This is a genomic window from Bacillus sp. N3378-2at (assembly GCF_033412715.1).
Taxonomy (GTDB): Bacteria; Bacillota; Bacilli; order Bacillales; family Bacillaceae; genus Bacillus; species Bacillus subtilis.
In genome coordinates, this window is sequence record NZ_CP117986.1 from 3496228 (window position 1) to 3513652 (window position 17425).

General features: G+C 44.7%; 16 protein-coding genes and 3 pseudogenes. 9 read left to right on the forward strand and 10 right to left on the reverse strand.

Annotated features, from left to right (window positions below):
* Positions 1-5 precede the first annotated feature (5 nt).
* Entirely contained in the window at positions 6-284 is a 279-nt protein-coding gene (locus tag PUN35_RS18705; protein WP_014480971.1) for a hypothetical protein, read from the reverse strand.
* Positions 285-562: 278 nt separating this feature from the next.
* Here PUN35_RS18705 and PUN35_RS18710 point away from each other — a divergent pair, with 278 nt between their 5' ends.
* Positions 563-796 carry a helix-turn-helix domain-containing protein gene (locus PUN35_RS18710; RefSeq protein WP_033881229.1) on the forward strand — a complete coding sequence of 78 codons (234 nt, stop codon included), beginning with the start codon at positions 563-565 and terminating at the stop codon, positions 794-796.
* Between the two features lie 343 nt (positions 797-1139).
* Positions 1140-1648, forward strand: a pseudogene (locus PUN35_RS18715) (DUF3231 family protein).
* 35 nt (positions 1649-1683) lie between these two features.
* Here the strand turns inward: PUN35_RS18715 and PUN35_RS18720 are convergent.
* The 6 genes from PUN35_RS18720 to sacB all read right to left on the reverse strand — a co-directional run bounded on the left by PUN35_RS18720 (position 1684) and on the right by sacB (position 7813).
* The gene (locus PUN35_RS18720; protein ID WP_014480967.1) at positions 1684-2004 is read right to left on the reverse strand and encodes a QacE family quaternary ammonium compound efflux SMR transporter; all 321 of its coding nucleotides are present in this window, start codon (positions 2002-2004) and stop codon (positions 1684-1686) included.
* The gene (locus tag PUN35_RS18725; protein WP_014480966.1) at positions 2004-2339 is read right to left on the reverse strand and encodes an SMR family transporter; all 336 of its coding nucleotides are present in this window, start codon (positions 2337-2339) and stop codon (positions 2004-2006) included. The genes PUN35_RS18720 and PUN35_RS18725 overlap by 1 nt, the downstream gene beginning before the upstream one ends.
* Before the next feature lie 81 nt (positions 2340-2420).
* Positions 2421-3005, reverse strand: coding sequence for a TetR/AcrR family transcriptional regulator (locus PUN35_RS18730; RefSeq protein ID WP_003228226.1), 585 nt, complete (start codon positions 3003-3005; stop codon positions 2421-2423).
* Between the two features lie 94 nt (positions 3006-3099).
* Positions 3100-4662 carry an aspartate/proton symporter AspP gene (gene aspP, locus PUN35_RS18735; protein WP_003228228.1) on the reverse strand — a complete coding sequence of 521 codons (1563 nt, stop codon included), beginning with the start codon at positions 4660-4662 and terminating at the stop codon, positions 3100-3102.
* Between the two features lie 105 nt (positions 4663-4767).
* Positions 4768-6318, reverse strand: a complete 1551-nt coding sequence (levB, locus tag PUN35_RS18740; RefSeq protein ID WP_014480965.1) for a 2,6-beta-fructan 6-levanbiohydrolase — start codon at positions 6316-6318, stop codon at positions 4768-4770.
* A 73-nt stretch (positions 6319-6391) separates the two neighbouring features.
* On the reverse strand, positions 6392-7813 hold the full coding sequence (gene sacB / locus PUN35_RS18745) for a levansucrase (protein WP_014480964.1): 1422 nt from the start codon (positions 7811-7813) through the stop codon (positions 6392-6394).
* A gap of 538 nt (positions 7814-8351) precedes the next feature.
* On the opposite strand from sacB, the pseudogene PUN35_RS18750 reads away from it, so the two are divergent.
* From PUN35_RS18750 to padC, 4 genes and pseudogenes are all read left to right on the forward strand, one after another.
* Positions 8352-9708, forward strand: a pseudogene (locus PUN35_RS18750) (serine hydrolase).
* 15 nt (positions 9709-9723) lie between these two features.
* Entirely contained in the window at positions 9724-10407 is a 684-nt protein-coding gene (racX, locus tag PUN35_RS18755; RefSeq protein ID WP_014480961.1) for a broad specificity amino-acid racemase RacX, read from the forward strand.
* Between the two features lie 101 nt (positions 10408-10508).
* Positions 10509-10993: pseudogene (locus tag PUN35_RS18760) on the forward strand (DUF3237 domain-containing protein).
* Positions 10994-11015: 22 nt separating this feature from the next.
* Complete coding sequence (padC, locus tag PUN35_RS18765) at positions 11016-11501, forward strand: phenolic acid decarboxylase (protein WP_003243190.1); 486 nt, start codon at positions 11016-11018, stop codon at positions 11499-11501.
* 26 nt (positions 11502-11527) lie between these two features.
* Here the strand turns inward: padC and PUN35_RS18770 are convergent, their stop codons facing one another.
* The 3 genes from PUN35_RS18770 to slrR all read right to left on the reverse strand — a co-directional run bounded on the left by PUN35_RS18770 (position 11528) and on the right by slrR (position 13724).
* The gene (locus PUN35_RS18770; RefSeq protein WP_014480958.1) at positions 11528-11719 is read right to left on the reverse strand and encodes a hypothetical protein; all 192 of its coding nucleotides are present in this window, start codon (positions 11717-11719) and stop codon (positions 11528-11530) included.
* Between the two features lie 2 nt (positions 11720-11721).
* Entirely contained in the window at positions 11722-13191 is a 1470-nt protein-coding gene (gene pnbA / locus PUN35_RS18775; protein ID WP_014480957.1) for a para-nitrobenzyl esterase, read from the reverse strand.
* Between the two features lie 74 nt (positions 13192-13265).
* Entirely contained in the window at positions 13266-13724 is a 459-nt protein-coding gene (slrR, locus tag PUN35_RS18780) for an HTH-type transcriptional regulator SlrR (protein WP_014480956.1), read from the reverse strand.
* A gap of 245 nt (positions 13725-13969) precedes the next feature.
* Between slrR and PUN35_RS18785 the strand changes: the two genes are divergently transcribed.
* The 3 genes from PUN35_RS18785 (at position 13970) to PUN35_RS18795 (ending at position 17418) form a co-directional block, all read left to right on the forward strand.
* Positions 13970-14674 carry a YveK family protein gene (locus PUN35_RS18785; protein ID WP_003228247.1) on the forward strand — a complete coding sequence of 235 codons (705 nt, stop codon included), beginning with the start codon at positions 13970-13972 and terminating at the stop codon, positions 14672-14674.
* A 5-nt stretch (positions 14675-14679) separates the two neighbouring features.
* Positions 14680-15363: a protein tyrosine kinase EpsB gene (gene epsB, locus PUN35_RS18790; protein ID WP_014480955.1), complete on the forward strand. Its 684-nt coding sequence runs from the start codon at positions 14680-14682 to the stop codon at positions 15361-15363.
* Between the two features lie 234 nt (positions 15364-15597).
* The gene (locus PUN35_RS18795) at positions 15598-17418 is read left to right on the forward strand and encodes a polysaccharide biosynthesis protein (RefSeq protein WP_173401379.1); all 1821 of its coding nucleotides are present in this window, start codon (positions 15598-15600) and stop codon (positions 17416-17418) included.
* Positions 17419-17425: the final 7 nt, after the last annotated feature.

Below are 17425 nucleotides of genomic sequence, written 5' to 3' on the forward strand. Positions count from 1 at the left end.
GCCTCCTATAACGTGGTGAAGAACCGAATCAATAAAGCGAAATATCCAACGGGTAGGCCGATCTTAAGCAAGCCGTTAAGCGCGTCCGCAATGTATGAGAATTTACCGCCAAACAAGCGCCCCTCTAGCCAAGCTGCACCTATACAAACAAGCCCGGCTCCGCCAACCAAAACGTACAGGCCGACGACCTCCGGCGTCATATCGAAAAATCCCTCTAATGTTAAACCCGGCACAAACGAAAAAGCTCGCGTTCCTCGGTCGTTCTTTCGTTTCGTTTTACTCAACTCTCTCACTCCTTAACAAGTTTTGCGATTCCTTTTATACCGGCGTTTATCCGGCCTAAAGTGCGGTAGGTTAACACGGTTGTAACCGTTACGGAGTTTTGTTTTAAGTGCGGTCGATTAACTATAAGCGTAAGGGAATCGTCTGTGTAGCTACCGTGTAGGTGCTGTGTAGTAAACGTTACGCTGCGTCGTTTGTCCAGTATGTCATTTTCTTTCGCGAGGTATAAAAAATGACGTTATGGACAAGGCTGTTTTTAAAAACGGGAGAGGGTGCGGACATGTTTTCGTTTTTCAATATCGGCAAGCCTCGGACAAGGTTCGGAAAGTGGATTGATCGAGAAGGAATTACGCAAATTGAAATCGAGGAAAAGGCGAAGCTTAGTCGCGGGACAGTCTCGAAATTATGTAACGATACCGAGTACGTCCCGAAGCATTCGACGTGGTCGAAGATAGAACGGGCTCTCAAATCGATGGGGTACGAAGTGGATCGCGAGGATTATTTTAGTAGCTGACGTGTTGACGCGCGGAGATTTAACGGTATATAATACGGACAAGTACATGCGGTGACCGCGTCCTTAATTTCGGGACCGTTAATCGCATTAAGTGTCCGTAAAGGTTACGGGTGCTCGATCGGATGTAATATCGTTATAGGTTTCCGGTACCACGTCTGTCGGGGGTTCGAATCCCTCCGAGCGCGTCCAATAGAACAACAGGAAAGACAAGGGTTTGGCAACTTGCCACTCTTGTCTTTTTTGTTTTGTTTCATTTCATAAATCTTTTTCGCTGAAACATAAATGTTCCTCCGCTTGGGCACGTTATGAAATGTGCAATATTGAATATGGGAGGAGGATGAACATGGGTATTTTAAGCGGGAATCCGCAGGATGAACCGATGCATTACGGTGAGGTATTCGGCTTGTAGATGTGATGGCGGGCACTAAAATGGTCGGCAATTACCAGATGCTATTGAATCATGTCGGTGATGACGACCTGAAGAAGCTGCTTCGTGAGTCTATTGAGAAATGCCAAGATGAAATCAAACAGGTCAGCACGATCCTGAAAGAAAACGGGGTGGCGCTGCCGCCGGCTTCTCCTGAACCGCCGACAGCAGATCTTAACGATATTCCGCCTGGCGCACGGTTTCTCGATCCGGATGTGGCGGCCTCCGCGGCAGCACAAAATGCTGCAGGTCTTGTGACATGCAGCAAAATGATGGGGCAATCGATTCGTGAGGATATTGCCATGATGTTTGGGCAATTTCATATGTCGAAAGCGGCAACCGGCGAAAAATACTTAAGGCTGCTAAAAAACAAAGGCTGGCTCATCCCGCCGCCGCTTCATCTTCAAAAACATCACGAAGTTTAATGGCAAAGGCATATACAGCTGTATATGCCTTGATTTTATGAAGATGACGTAAGACGCAGGCCGATGACGCCGGCTAGGATAAGGCAAAGTGAAATCACCTGTGAAAGCTGAAACCGCTCCTTAAACCAGATGAGCCCGACCGCCGAAACGCCAATGCTGCCAATGCCGGTCCAGACGGCATAAGCGACTCCGGCAGGCAGGACGATCATCGCTTGGGACAGGCAGTAAAAGGATAAGCCGAATCCAAGCGTCATCACAATGATCGGCCATTTTTTTCTTGTCCCATCAATATATTTCATGGCAATGGCAGCTATAATTTCTTCAATGCCGGCAATCACTAATAAAAACCATGCCATTATTGTTCACCTCCCGGTTGAGATTTGCTTTCTTTCGTAAATAATTTCATTCCTAAAATGCCAGCCAGCAATAAAGCTAAAAAGAACATTTGGGCTGCTGAGAAGGATTCGCCCAGAACAATTCCAGTCAGATATGTTCCGACGGTTCCGATTCCCACAAACACAGTGTACGCCGCGGCCATCGGGATTTTTTGATAAGAGCGGATCAACAGGATAAAGCTGACCGCGATTAAGATAAAAATGATGATCCAATCCAAAAGCGAATCGGCATGTTTGAGGGAAGAGGCCCAAACAACCTCTAAAAGCCCTGCAATAAAAACAAGAACCCAATTCAAATGAAACACCTCTCTATTTTATGAATGAACATCAGTCATTTTTAGGGCATTAAAAAATGAGCGGTGTTACCCAGTCATTTTTTAAGCAGTGCCTAAGCTCCGTTTTAAGAAAGTGAAAATTTCCTTTTTATACACTTCAACATTTTCATCTTGTTCAAATCCGATATAGAATCGTTCCGCAGTATTCTCGACCAAGTTGATAATCGTTCTGGCCGTCCATTTTGAATTGATGCCTTCCGTTACCTCATGGTTTGCAATGGCCTTGTTGATGATTTGTTCAAGCCAGGAATAATAAGGCTGATAGATCGTCTCCCATTTTTCCATGGAGTGGTCGATCGCAAGCCCGGAATAACAGAGGACAATAATATCCTTATGGCGTTCTGTAATGAGAAATGTCTCATCAATTAATATATCTAAAACGGTCCAAAAATCTTCGTCCCCATGCAGCCTACCTTTGATTTGATCAAGTGTATGGGTGAGAAGATTTTCTGCAATGGCCGGTATGAGGGCATTTTTAGATGAAAAATACAAATAGAATGTTCCTTGGGCAGTGCCGGCCTTTTTGACAATATCAGAAATAGAAGCTTTGTCGAGGCCTTTTTCAGAAATCACTTCTATGGCAGCCTGCAGAATTTTTTCATATTTGCCCGATGTTTGTTTTGGCATGAGGAACACCTCCAATAATGACTGACTATCATTCATTTTATCGCGTGAATGTATGTTTGTAAAGAATAAAGAAGCAAGAAAACCTGTTGCTTCTTTATTTATCGTAATCAATGGCGGCTTTTGGGAGCCCGGTATACTTTGCCCAGTAATAAATCGCAAGTGAGCCGATCGCGACTAAAATGAGGTCGACGGGATTGCTGATAATCCCTAAACCATGTCCGAAAGAACCGATGTAGGAAAAGATCAGCATCATAATATAAAACCCGATAAGCCACCAGGCTGATTTCAGCTGCTGAGCGAGGCTGACATCTTCTTTAGGCGTATATTTGCTGAAACAGAGATAGATCAAAAACATCACGAGCTGTGAACCGAGCAGCCAGGAGACTGTTTTCCATCCTGACCAGTACACGATAAACGCTGTAAATATAAAGGAAAGCGGCCCGATAATACTCATTCCTTTTAAATAAAACGGCCTGTTTAAGTCCTTCGCGTTGACCCTCAGCGCAGCTGAAGAAATGGGTGCAATCGCATATGAAAGAATGAGCGCGACTGAACAGACATTGACGAGCGCATTCCACGAAGGAAAGGGAAGTGTCCAGAAAATGGACAGGGCAAACGAAAGCCAAAGCGAAGCGCGGGGTGTCCCCGTATCTTTATTGACCTTTGAGAATATGCCAAATAATGTGCCGTTACGCGCCCAGGCGTAAACAAGGCGGGATGTCGTATTCATAAAGATATTCCCGTTTCCTCCGGGAGACAGAATGGCGTCTAAAATGACAAGCGTTGCAAGCCAGCCTAACCCGAGCATGACCGCAATATCCTTAAACGGCAATGAGAACTCCCGGCCAATTGCCGGCCAGCCATGTTTCAGTGTTTCTGTCGGGATTGCACCAATAAAGGTGACCTGCAAAACAGTATAAATGATGGTTGAAACGATGATGCAAATGATTAAAGCGATCGGGATATTGCGTTTTGGATTTTGGACTTCACCTGCTACAGATACAATCGGGTGCAGGCCGAGATACGCAAACATGACGCCGCCTGTCGAGATGGCAGCCTGAATACCTGTAAATCCAAACGGTGCAAATCCTTGAACGGATAAATTCTCCGGCTGAAAATGAAAGATCAGCACAATAATGATGGTAATCGGCACAATATATTTAAAAATCGATATGATGAAATTCGCCTTAGCGAAGGTTTTGACGCTCCAATAATTCAGCAGGAAAAACAAGCATAATAGGGCAAATTGCAAGATCCAGCCGGAAATGGTCGGCGAATCAGACCCTTTAATGGTCAGGCCGGGAAACCAATAGGCCACATACTGGCGCACAGCTGTCACTTCAATTGAAATCAAGCTTGTATAAGCGACAATCGTGACAAACGAAATTAAGTAGCCGACAAGGTGGCCATGTGAATAAACGGGGTATCGAATGATGCCTCCGGTACGGGGCAGAGCGGCTCCGAGCTCTGCATATACGAGCCCGATTAACAAAATAATGGCTCCTCCGAGGATCCAGGAAAAAGCGCCGGAGGGCCCTGCTTTTGAAGCGACATTACTGACAGCGAACAGCCACGCTGATCCAAAGATGGCTCCCATCCCAATCAAAATCAGATCAAACAGCGACATTGATTTTTGAAAATTTCCTTGTTTAGACATTCGCTTCCTCCTTTGAAACCAGCCTTATATTCCTTACAATGTCCAATATGTAACAGAGAATACCGCTCCTAATAAAAAACAGGGCAGCCTGCGCTGCCCCTGTTTTTATTCGTGAACCGAATCAAAGTGTTTCACTGTTATATTTTTGAAGGAGGCTGTGCCGCCGTCAGAATAAAGGGTAATTCCTTTATCTTCAGGCTTTGGGAAGACTTCATTTGAAAAAACGGTTTTCCCGTCGCCAACAAATACTTCTATCGTTGTTTTATCGACAAGTATTTTCAAATGCACCTTACGTTTGCTTACATCATAAGGAGCTTTGCTTTCGACAAAGGTATTGCTTTTGTCAGGCTGATTTGTGGCTGCTCTATTGACATATGCATAGCCGCCTTCGGCGAAAATGCCGACATCAATATGGCGTTTTTGGTCTTCTGATTCTCTGAGCCTGACGCCTGCATTCTTTAGCTCTGACCAAGAAAGATCCGTATCAAGCTGGTACGTATCACCTGTTATCGACAATGTTTTTGATCCGTTCACATCCTGATCCTCTATTTCGTCAGTTGAAACAGTCAGCTGCTCCAAAGCTTCAATCGGCTGTGAGACGAGGCTGTATGTTCCATCCTGCTCCTTCAGCCGGAGTTTGCGTATGACAGAATCTGTGCCGTTAAAGCCGTTCTTCATTGTCGGGGTGTTGTTGGCATAATCCCAATTGTTCATCCAGGCAAGCGCATACCGCTTTTCTAATGGATCTGTGCTTTTGCTGTCTTCGAACGTCACACCGCCATACCAGTCGAAGCCATAGTCAAGCCATTGGGCTTCAGTCTGATCCGCTTTGAATTCTTTTCCGTCGAAGCTTCCGGTCCAGTAGGCGTACGTATTTGGTTTGCCCCACGGTTTGCCATTCGCGCTGGCACCGAGAACCCACTTATTCGTTCCGTCGCTTGCCCGCATCATGTAGAGGTCGGGACATTCCACCATTCCCGCCTGTTCTGGGAAGAATCCGCTTGTGTAATGCCAGTCCTTAAGATTATCGGATTCATAAAAGCCGATTTTTGATCCTTCAGCCATGACCATGACCCATTTGTTATCCTGGTCATCCCATATGACTTTCGGATCTCTGAAATCGTCTGTGCCCGGATTAGGCATAACGGGGTTGCCACTGTAGAATTTGAATGATTTTCCTTTATCTGTGCTGTACCACAAATATTGCTCCTGTTTTTTGTCTTTGGCTGAGGGCTGTGTCACAATCGCGACAAGCGCATTTTTCCCGAAGCCGGCTGTGTTCTCTTTATCAACTACGACGGAACCGGTCCAAATGTCACCGTCCGGATTTGTATATTTCGGAATCGCCACGCCTTCATCGGTCCAGTGCACCAAATCCTCTGAGACGGCATGGCGCCATTCTGTGCCGTTGCCTTTTGGGTAATCCCGGTTATATAGATAGAAATAATGATACTTGCCATCAAAATAGATCGGTTTTTGAGGGTCATTTTTCCATTTATCCGGCGTCGTAAAATGATATGCCGCCCGGTAGTCCGGCTTCTGTTTTGATTTTATTTTTTGGTCATGTTCTTCTTTTGGAAATAAGTCGATAAACAGCAATATTTCTAAAAAGGTTAGGAATACGGTTAGCCATTTGCCTGCTTTTATATAGTTCATATGGGATTCACCTTTATGTTGATAAGAAATAAAAGAAAATGCCAATAGGATATCGGCATTTTCTTTTGCGTTTTTATTTGTTAACTGTTAATTGTCCTTGTTCAAGGATGCTGTCTTTGACAACAGATGTTTTCTTGCCTTTGATGTTCAGCAGGAAGCTTGGCGCAAACGTTGATTGTTTGTCTGCGTAGAACCCTCTGTTTGTCATATAGCTTGTAATCACGACATTGTTTCCTTTCGCTTGAGGTACAGCGAAGTGTGAGTAAGTAAAGGTTACATCGTTAGGATCAAGATCCATTTTTAACACAAGGCCAGTTTTGTTCAGCGGCTTGTATGGGCCAGTTAAAGAATTAGAAACATAACCAAGCATGTAAATATCGTTAGACGTAATGCCGTCAATCGTCATTTTTGATCCGCGGGAGTCAGTGAACAGGTACCATTTGCCGTTCATTTTAAAGACGTTCGCGCGTTCAATTTCATCTGTTACTGTGTTAGATGCAATCAGCGGTTTCATCACTTTTTTCAGTGTGTAGTCATCGTTTAGCTCAATCATGCCGAGGGCGCCGTTTGCTAACTCAGCCGTGCGTTTTTTATCGCTTTGCAGAAGTTTTTGACTTTCTTGACGGAAGAACGATGTGCTTTTGCCATAGTATGCTTTGTTAAATAAAGATTCTTCGCCTTGGTAGCCATCTTCAGTTCCAGTGTTTGCTTCAAATACTAAGTATTTGTGGCCTTTATCTTCTACGTAGTGAGGATCTCTCAGCGTATGGTTGTCGCCTGAGCTGTAGTTGCCTTCATCGATGAACTGCTGTACATTTTGATACGTTTTGCCGTCACCGTCAAAGATTGATTTATAATCCTCTACACCGTTGATGTTCAAAGAGCTGTCTGATGCTGATACGTTAACCTGTGCAGTTGTCAGTGTTTGTTTGCCGTAATGTTTACCGGAGAAATCAGTATAGAATAAACGGATTTTTCCGTCAGATGTAAATGTGGCTGAACCTGACCATTCTTGCGTTTGGTCTTTTAGGATAGAATCATTTGCATCGAATTTGTCGCTGTCTTTAAAGACGCGGCCAGCGTTTTTCCAGCTGTCAATAGAAGTTTCGCCGACTTTTTGATAGAACATGTAAATCGATGTGTCATCCGCATTTTTAGGATCTCCGGCTAATGCAAAGACGATGTGGTAGCCGTGATAGTTTGCGACTGTGCCATCAGCGTTTTGTAATGGCCAGCTGTCCCAAACGTCCAGGCCTTTTGCAGAAGAGATATTTTTAATTGTGGACGGATCGAATTCAGGCACTTGATATTTTTCATTTTTTTGCTGTTCAGGGATTTGCAGCATGTCATGGCGTGTAATATGGGAAATGCCGTACGTTTCCTTATATGGCTTTTGGTTTGTTTCTTTCGCAAACGCTTGAGTTGCGCCTCCTGCCAGCAGTGCAGTAGTAAAGGTCAATACTGTTGCTTGTTTTGCAAACTTTTTGATGTTCATCGTTCATGTCTCCTTTTTGTATGTACTGTGTTAGCGGTCTGCTTTTTCCAGCCCTCCTGTTTGAAGATGGCAAGTTAGTTACGCACAATAAAAAAAGACCTAAAATATGTAAGGGCTGACGCCAAAGTATACACTTTGCCCTTTACACATTTTAGGTCTTGCCTGCTTTAGTCAGTAACAAACCCGCGCGATTTACTTTTCGACCTCATTCTATTAGACTCTCGTTTGGATTGCAACTGGTCTATTTTCCTCTTTTGTTTGATAGAAAATCATAAAAGGATTTGCGGGATACGGGCCTAAAGAACTAAAAAATCTATCTGTTTCTTTTCATTCTCTGTATTTTTTATAGCTTCTGCTGCATGGGCATAAAGTTGCCTTTTTAATCATAATTCAGAAAATATCATAATATCTCATTTCACTAAATAGTAGTGAACGGCAGGTATATGTGATGGGTTAAAAAGGATCTCTAACTGAAGGGTTTTTCAAAATTTGAAACGTTAGTAGGTTAGTAACGTACAGAGATATGGGAGGTGGAGGAATGAAGCAGAGTAAAAGAAAGCATCTTCAGACGTTATTTGAGACATTAGGCGAAAAACATCAGTTTAACGGGACGGTTCTGGCTGCGGAGGGTGGCGACATTTTATATCACCACTCTTTTGGCTATGCGGAAATGACGGAAAAACGCCCGTTGAAAACCAACTCTTTGTTTGAGTTAGCGTCTTTGTCAAAGCCTTTTACAGCATTGGGAATCATCTTGCTGGAGGAGAAGGGGATTCTTGGCTATGAGGATAAAGTGGATCGCTGGCTGCCCGGTTTTCCGTATCAGGGCGTAACGATTCGGCATTTATTGAACCATACGTCAGGGCTTCCTGATTATATGGGATGGTTTTTTTGCCAATTGGGATTCACACAAGATTGCGGTGAATCAGGATATTGTCGATATGCTGATGAATGAGGGGCTATCTGGTTATTTTGAACCGAATGAAGGCTGGATGTACAGCAATACGGGGTATGTGCTGCTGGCGGTTATCATTGAAAAAGCATCTGGCATGAGCTATGCGGATTTTATGAAAACAAGTATTTTTTCACCGGCAGGCATGAATGAAACAAGAGTGTATAACAGGAGGCTTTCGCCTGAGCGAATTGATCATTATGCATATGGATATGTGTATGATGTACATTCCGAAACATACGTCCTTCCTGATGAGCTGGAGGAAACGAACTATGTTGTGTATCTCGATGGCATACAGGGAGATGGGACGGTGAACTCTGTCACAAGCGATTTGTTTCGATTTGATCAGGCTTTATATCAGGACGATTTCATCAGCAAGGCTTCTAAGGAATCTGCGTTTTCTCCAGTGCGTCTCAACAATGGAGAAACAATTGATTATGGCTTTGGCTGGGTACTGCAAAACAGTCCTGAAAAAGGGCGGGTTGTCAGCCACAGCGGAGGATGGCCCGGCTATTCGACGATGATGATCCGATATATCGATCATCGTAAAACGCTGATCTATTTGAGTAATAAGGAAGAGGATACTGAATATGAACAAGCGATTCTGAAGGCGGCGGAACATATTCTATTTGGCCAGCCATATGAGGTCCCGGAACGTCCTGCTGATAAAAAGAAAAAAGCAATTGATACGGCGATATACAGCCGCTATGTTGGCAGCTACCTGTTGCAGGATGGGACGGCTGCACAGGTGACTGCCGAGAATGAACGGCTTTATTTGGAGATCGCCGGACGGCTGAGACTGGAGTTGTTTCCTTCTTCGGAAACCCGTTTCTTTCTGCGAGCATTGTCTGTTGAAGTCGAGTTTACGTTAGGTGTGGATGCTGCGAAAAGCTTTATCCTCTATGAGGATGGCTCAGAGGAAGAAGCGGTCCGTACGAAGTAGAAAGGAATGAATTTGATGATCGGAATATTAGCCGGAATGGGGCCGAAATCGACCTCACCGTTTATTGATAAGGTGATTGATTACTGTCAGAAGCTGTATGGGGCTTCAAACGATATTGACTACCCGCACATGATGATCTATTCATGCCCGACGCCCTTCTATGCAGATCGTCCAATTGACCATGACGAGATGAAAAAAGCGATTATCGACGGAGCGGTAAAGCTCGAGAAAACAGACGTGGATTTCATTGCGCTGCCTTGTAATACGGCGCATGTCTACTATGAAGAGATTCAGCAGGCACTGTCGGTTCCTATGTTGCATATTGTTGAGGAAACGATAAAAGAGATTCCGCATCCTGCAAAAAAAGCGGTGGTTTTAGGAACAGAGCCAACCATCCAATCCGCCATCTACCAAAAAGTTCTGGAGGAAAATGGACAAGAAGTTGTTCACAAGGACCATTGGCAGCAGGCTGTGAACCAGCTTATCGCCGCAATCAAACAGCCAAATCATATGGAGTATTCACAATCATTGTGGCAGACGCTATATGAAGAAATCAGTCAGCATGCAGACATCATCATTTCAGCCTGCACGGATTTAAATGCGGTGTTAGATCATATTCAAAGTGAGATTCCGATGATAGATTCCTCTGCCTGTCTTGCAAAAAGCACTGTCAGCACATATCTTGCTTATCAAAGCTAGCTTCAGACAAGGACTGTCTTCAAACAGTCCTTGTTTTTTTATGTTCCTATTGTTTGACAGTTAACTTGCAATGGTGTTAAAGTAAACATGTAAATAGTTACATGTTTTTTTCTGAAGGTGAGGTGGTTCTCGTGAAGAAGCCGGTTTTAAAACCATTCGCCTCTTTAGAAATCAAGGTTGATCCGCCTATCGTGATTGGTGAGACAAGCCTGGGACTGAGACGATTCATTCCGATTCGTTCGGGAACAATAACCGGGGAAGTAAAGGGACGTATTTTGCCGGGCGTGCCGATTCACAAATGATTCGCGCTGACGGCAGAACAGATTTATCTGCCAGGTATGTGATTGAAACAGCAGATCATGAACTGATTTACATTGAAAACAATGGAATACGGCAAGTCAGCGAGCCGTTTCGAAAACAAGCGGCAGCCGGGGAAATTATTGATCCGGAGCATGTTTATTTTCGTACGGTACCGACGTTTGAAACAGGCAGTGAAGACTATCAATGGCTCCATGACCGCTTGTTTATCGGTTCCGCAGAAAGAACCCCTGATTACGTTCGACTAGACATTTATGAAGTGCAGTAAAAGACTAAGGAGAGTGTGAAAAATGGAAAACTTTATCGGAAGCCACATGATTTATACGTATGAAAACGGCTGGGAATACGAGATTTATATTAAAAACGACCATACAATTGATTATAGAATTCATAGCGGAATGGTTGCCGGACGCTGGGTTCGGGATCAGGAAGTGAATATTGTCAAACTGACAGAAGGCGTATATAAAGTGTCTTGGACAGAGCCGACTGGCACGGATGTTTCATTAAACTTTATGCCAAATGAAAAACGCATGCACGGCATTATTTTCTTCCCGAAATGGGTGCATGAACATCCTGAAATTACGGTTTGCTACCAAAATGACCACATTGATTTGATGAAAGAATCCCGCGAAAAATATGAAACGTATCCAAAATACGTTGTACCTGAATTTGCGGAAATTACATTTCTGAAAAATGAAGGAGTCGACAACGAAGAAGTGATTTCGAAGGCTCCTTATGAGGGAATGACAGACGATATTCGCGCGGGAAGATTATAATAAACAAAAAAACCCGGAAAAGAGAATTACTTCTCTTTTCCGGGTTTTCTTTTTGCTGAGTATGCGGGAACCATCACAATTCCCGTGAAAAACAGTATGATGCCAGTCCAGCGCATAGGCTGGTAATAGACTGTGTCCCGTAAACATACCACGGCCGATAAAATAATGATACAAGCTGCCACAACAATGGCAGCACCAATGTATCCTGTTTTCCCCATGTTTATTCACCTTTTGGAGGGAATAGTTTCTGCCTTTTTTCAGATTCGGGATCTTTTTCGATCGTAATCTCTGAATCTAAAATCAGCGTCTCTCTCGTTTCTTCATGATACGTCGGCCAATTCACAGCTTCGGTGCTTGGGTTTCCTGTTTTGGCGAACGTGATCCACGCTGATTGTATCGTGTGAGAAAGCTGTTTCACCTCATCCGTAATCTCCGCTTTTGCCATTCGTTCCAATCCGTCCAGATTTCCAAAGACAAAAGGAAGCTCTAATGCGTGAAACGCTTTATTGTACGGCGGCTTCTTCGGGTGCCAATCGAACCTGTACATCCAGACAGGGGCGTAATGAGACTGTGCGGATGCATAGGCGACGGCAGGGCGCCAAAATAATAAATCAGTCATCATATGAATTTGGCTTTCCAGAGAACGCGGATACAAATCGGCAACTTTCTCTGCCAGCGGCTTCCCTAGTAAAGACTCGAGCGCTGCATCAAGCGTTTCCTGAGAATGAACGTCTGAATCCGGGGTGAAAAATAAATATCCTTCATCACGGGTTGTTCCAATCAATAGAGGAATGCCGGAAGCAGCCCCTTCTGCGATCGCTTTTTCTGGTTCTTCAGGCAGCGTTTTCGGATCAAGGGCGGGCTGGAAGAACAGCTGAAAGATATTTTCTTTTTCTGCAATCCGAAGCTGATCAGCCGCTTTTAGCAAATCTTCCGCAGAAACCGTATGCAATTGATCCAGCTGGCTCTCATTAATTCCAAGGACTTGTAAAAAGGCAGCCGCAGTGCTTGCCGCTTGTTCTTTTGTCATTGTTCGGGAAGCGCCGCTTTCCATGATCGCTTTCTGGAACAGGCCTTTTGCCGCAGGCATAGCAAGCAGCGCGGCAATGCTCATGCCGCCGGCGGATTCTCCAAATACTGTTACGTTATCGGGATCACCGCCAAACGCTGAGATATTCTCCCGCACCCATTTCAGTGCGGCGGCTTGGTCTAAAAGCCCAAGGTTATCGGAATACGCCTCATCAAATGAAGACAAGTGCAAAAAGCCAAACGGCCCCAGCCGATAGTTCAGTGTAACGACAATGACCTCTCCCTGCGCCGCAAGTTTTGATCCGTCATACAATGGCTCACTGCCTGCGCCGAGATAAAAAGCGCCTCCGTGAATCCAAACCATGACAGGCAGGTTTTGGCTTGGAGTGTCAGGCGCAAATACATTGACAAACAAGCAATCCTCGGACTGGCGGGGCAGCTCAGTATACGAAAGTGACAGCAAATCAGACGGCTGCGGGCAAATAGGGCCGTATGCTGTGGCATCAAGGACATCTTCCCACACTTCAGGCGGCTCAGGTGCTTTAAAACGCCATTGTCCGACAGGCGGCTTGGCATAGGGGATGCCTTTCCACTTATGTACGCTGTTTTCCGTTGTGCCCTTTACTTTGCCGTATTGAGTCGTTACTATTTGATGAGTCATCGTGTTCTCTCCCTTTTTCCCCCATTATAAACAGATTTACCCTGCAGATGCGAACGTTAGCCCTTAACCGATCATCATCTTCCCATTGTTTTTAAAAAGGATTTGACTTCATAGACAGTCAAGCCGATTTCTCTTGCTTCCGCCATCAGCGCTTTCCATTCTTCTATATTGGATTCCGTCAATTTACGGTTGCGGTAAGAGGCAGTTTCAGGCTGTTCTTTCTTTAGCCTGTTCGTAAAAGTGAACAATTCTTCCTTTTCCATCCCGGCTTGTACGGCTTGCACTAAATGTACGCGCCATTCTTCTTCACCGCCGCTGATTTTTTCATACATCATTGTTTCTGCGTCAAATAATTCTGTTAATTCAACTTCCAGTGTGGCAGAAACTTTTTTTAAAAATTGAACGGACGGATTCGTGTGAACGCCTCTTTCAATTTTGCTTAAATAGGATTTGGATACGCCTGACTCAACAGCCAGCTGATTAATAGAATAGCCTTTTCTTTTACGGTACAAACGGATAATTCTTCCAATCATAATATGAAATTCTCCTCTATTCCTGTCGTTATTTTGTTCATTATAAGGAATTTTTCGTTCTTTATAAAATTTAAAATAATAAGGGAAGTGCAGTAAATTAGAGGAAAATCATGATTTTGTTCTCTAAAGAGAACTTATTGGCTTATTTTGCAATTTTTAAATAATAACGTTTTCTTTTATAATCCAATCATTAACAGAAAGGGGCGCGGGAAGCCAGCCGCGGGAAGGCTGAAGGCTATGAATACATGAATGAGAATATGAGTTTCAAAGAATTATATGCGATTGTCAGACACAGATTCGTGCTGATTCTGCTCATCACAATCGGCGTCACCCTTATTATGGGTTTTGTGCAATTTAAGGTCATTTCACCGACCTACCAGGCGTCGACACAGGTGCTGGTTCATGAATCAGACGGTGAAGAAAACTCGAATCTCAGTGACATCCAGCGAAATCTTCAGTATAGCAGCACGTTCCAATCGATTATGAAAAGCACTGCCTTGATGGAAGAAGTTAAGGCGGAATTGCACCTATCTGAATCGGCTTCCTCGCTGAAAGGAAAAGTGGTTACCAGCAGTGAAAATGAATCAGAAATCATTAACGTTGCCGTCCAGGATCACGATCCGGCGAAAGCGGCTGAGATTGCGAACACGTTAGTGAACAAGTTTGAAAAAGAAGTAGATGAAAGAATGAATGTACAAGGCGTACATATATTATCAGAGGCGAAGGCTTCTGAAAGCCCGATGATCAAGCCGGCCAGGCTGCGAAATATGGTCATGGCTTTTGGCGCTGCTGTCATGGGCGGCATTACACTGGCATTTTTTCTGCATTTTCTCGATGATACTTGCAAAAGTGCACGGCAGCTCAGCGAGAGAACCGGATTGCCATGCTTAGGCTCCGTTCCTGATGTCCACAAAGGGCGGAATCGCGGGATAAAACATTTCGGGGAGTGAAGCGAGTGATCTTTGGAAAAAAGAAAGCAAGGCGAGGTTTGGCTCAAATATCTGTTTTACACAATAAATCAGTTGTTGCGGAACAATATCGCACCATTCGGACAAACATTGAGTTCTCATCTGTCCAGACCAACTTGCGATCTATCCTCGTCACCTCCTCTGTGCCTGGTGAAGGTAAATCGTTCAGTGCAGCGAATCTTGCGGCTGTCTTTGCGCAGCAGCAGGAAAAGAAAGTACTGCTGGTGGATGCCGATTTAAGAAAGCCGACCATCAATCAGACGTTTCAGGTTGATAATGTAACCGGGCTGACAAATGTGCTGGTCGGCAATGCTTCACTCAGTGAGACGGTGCAAAAGACGCCGATTGATAACTTATATGTACTGACAAGCGGGCCGACCCCGCCAAACCCGGCAGAACTGCTGTCTTCAAAAGCAATGGGAGACTTAATATCTGAGATCTATGAACAATTCAGCCTCGTCATCTTTGATTCCCCTCCGCTTTTGGCTGTTGCAGATGCTCAGATTCTAGCAAATCAAACAGACGGCAGCGTGCTCGTCGTTTTAAGCGGAAAAACAAAAACCGATACCGTTCTGAAAGCAAAAGATGCACTGGAACAATCCAATGCGAAGCTGTTAGGCGCTCTTTTAAACAAAAAGAAAATGAAAAAATCGGAACACTATTCCTACTAGTTTTTGTAAAGGTGATGTCTCCTGACCTGTATCAATGGAGGCACTCGGCTCTGCTGTGGGCAGCTGAAGTTGCTGCCTTAGATGCTGGTCGTCGCTGGCGGGGCGTGAGGATGGGTTAAATGCCCACTTATCTGATATATACATAGGACGTATTGTCGGTTTAGCTGCTGCCGATTTTTTGGAGAGACGAAAACCGCCGCAGCTAAACCGATAAAAGAATTAGGGGGGAAAAGGTTGAGTTACCGGAGAAGACTGTCAATGATTATTGCGCTGGATACTTACCTCGTTTTAAATTCAGTTATTGCAGGATATCAATTTTTAAAGGATTCCTATCAATTTTATGACTCCGGAGCATTACTGCTTACCGCTGTCAGCTTGCTCCTCAGCTATCATGTGTGTGCTTTCCTGTTCAATCAGTATAAACAGGTGTGGACATACACCGGACTTGGCGAGCTGATTGTCCTGCTTAAGGGGATTACGCTTTCCGCCGCTGTGACCGGTATCATTCAGTATGCTGTGTATCATACGATGTTCTTCCGTCTGTTAACCGCGTGCTGGGTGCTTCAGCTTTTGTCTATTGGAGGGACCCGTATTTTATCCAGAGTATTAAACGAAAGCATCAGGAAAAAACGCTGCGCCTCGTCCCGCGCGCTGATTATCGGGGCGGGCTCAGGTGGGACTCTGATGGTCAGGCAGCTGCTTTCGAAAGATGAACCTGATATCATACCTGTCGCTTTTATTGATGACGACCAAACGAAGCATAAATTAGAAATTATGGGGCTGCCCGTAATCGGCGGTAAAGAAAGTATCATGCCTGCGGTGCAAAAGCTCAAAATTAATTATATTATTATTGCCATTCCTTCACTCCGCACCCATGAGCTTCAGGTGTTATATAAAGAATGTGTGCGAACCGGAGTAAGCATTAAAATTATGCCTCATTTTGATGAAATGCTGCTTGGCACACGAACTGCCGGACAAATCAGAGATGTAAAGGCTGAGGACTTGCTCGGCAGAAAGCCGGTAACCCTCGACACTAGCGAAATTTCGAACCGCATCAAAGGAAAAACAGTTCTTGTCACGGGAGCGGGCGGATCAATCGGCTCGGAAATCTGCCGTCAGATCAGTGCGTTTCAGCCTAAGGAAATCATTCTGCTCGGCCATGGGGAAAACAGCATTCATTCGATTTATACAGAGCTGAACGGACGATTCGGCAAACACATTGTGTTCCATACGGAAATCGCTGATGTGCAGGACCGCGATAAAATGTTTACCTTGATGAAAAAATACGAGCCGCATGTTGTCTATCATGCAGCTGCCCATAAGCATGTGCCTTTAATGGAACACAATCCTGAAGAGGCGGTCAAAAACAATATTATCGGAACAAAAAATGTCGCGGAAGCAGCCGATATGTCGGGAACAGAGACATTCGTGCTGATTTCATCGGACAAAGCGGTGAACCCAGCCAACGTAATGGGGGCGACAAAACGATTCGCAGAGATGATTATTATGAATCTTGGGAAAGTCAGCAGAACCAAATTTGTTGCTGTTCGCTTCGGCAATGTACTCGGGAGCCGCGGCAGCGTCATTCCGATTTTCAAAAAACAGATTGAAAAAGGCGGCCCGGTGACAGTAACACATCCGGCAATGACCCGCTATTTCATGACGATTCCCGAGGCATCAAGGCTTGTGATTCAGGCTGGGGCACTGGCGAAAGGGCGTCAAATTTTCGTTCTCGATATGGGAGAGCCCGTAAAGATTGTGGATCTTGCCAAAAACCTCATTCATTTGTCCGGCTACACGACTGAGCAGGTTCCAATCGAATTCACAGGCATTCGTCCGGGCGAAAAAATGTATGAAGAATTACTGAACAAAAATGAAGTCCATGCTGAACAAATCTTTCCAAAAATTCACATCGGTAAAGCGGTAGATGGCGATTGGCCGGTGCTGATGCGCTTTATCGAGGATTTTCATAAGCTGCCGGAAGCTGACCTGAGAGCGAGGCTGTTTGCGGCAATCAATACATCAGAAGAAATGACGGCTGCCAGCGTTCATTAGGGGGAGT

Excerpts from the sequence above, each read along its gene's own strand:
- PUN35_RS18710 (WP_033881229.1), top strand. The coding sequence starts at position 563 with ATGTTTTCGTTTTTCAATATCGGCAAGCCTCGGACAAGGTTCGGAAAG.
- PUN35_RS18720 (WP_014480967.1), bottom strand. The coding sequence starts at position 2,004 with ATGGCATGGTTTTTATTAGTGATTGCCGGCATTGAAGAAATTATAGCT.
- PUN35_RS18730 (WP_003228226.1), bottom strand. The coding sequence starts at position 3,005 with ATGCCAAAACAAACATCGGGCAAATATGAAAAAATTCTGCAGGCTGCC.
- aspP (WP_003228228.1), bottom strand. The coding sequence starts at position 4,662 with ATGTCTAAACAAGGAAATTTTCAAAAATCAATGTCGCTGTTTGATCTG.
- levB (WP_014480965.1), bottom strand. The coding sequence starts at position 6,318 with ATGAACTATATAAAAGCAGGCAAATGGCTAACCGTATTCCTAACCTTT.
- sacB (WP_014480964.1), bottom strand. The coding sequence starts at position 7,813 with ATGAACATCAAAAAGTTTGCAAAACAAGCAACAGTATTGACCTTTACT.
- racX (WP_014480961.1), top strand. The coding sequence starts at position 9,724 with ATGATCGGAATATTAGCCGGAATGGGGCCGAAATCGACCTCACCGTTT.
- padC (WP_003243190.1), top strand. The coding sequence starts at position 11,016 with ATGGAAAACTTTATCGGAAGCCACATGATTTATACGTATGAAAACGGC.
- PUN35_RS18770 (WP_014480958.1), bottom strand. The coding sequence starts at position 11,719 with ATGGGGAAAACAGGATACATTGGTGCTGCCATTGTTGTGGCAGCTTGT.
- pnbA (WP_014480957.1), bottom strand. The coding sequence starts at position 13,191 with ATGACTCATCAAATAGTAACGACTCAATACGGCAAAGTAAAGGGCACA.
- slrR (WP_014480956.1), bottom strand. The coding sequence starts at position 13,724 with ATGATTGGAAGAATTATCCGTTTGTACCGTAAAAGAAAAGGCTATTCT.
- PUN35_RS18785 (WP_003228247.1), top strand. The coding sequence starts at position 13,970 with ATGAATGAGAATATGAGTTTCAAAGAATTATATGCGATTGTCAGACAC.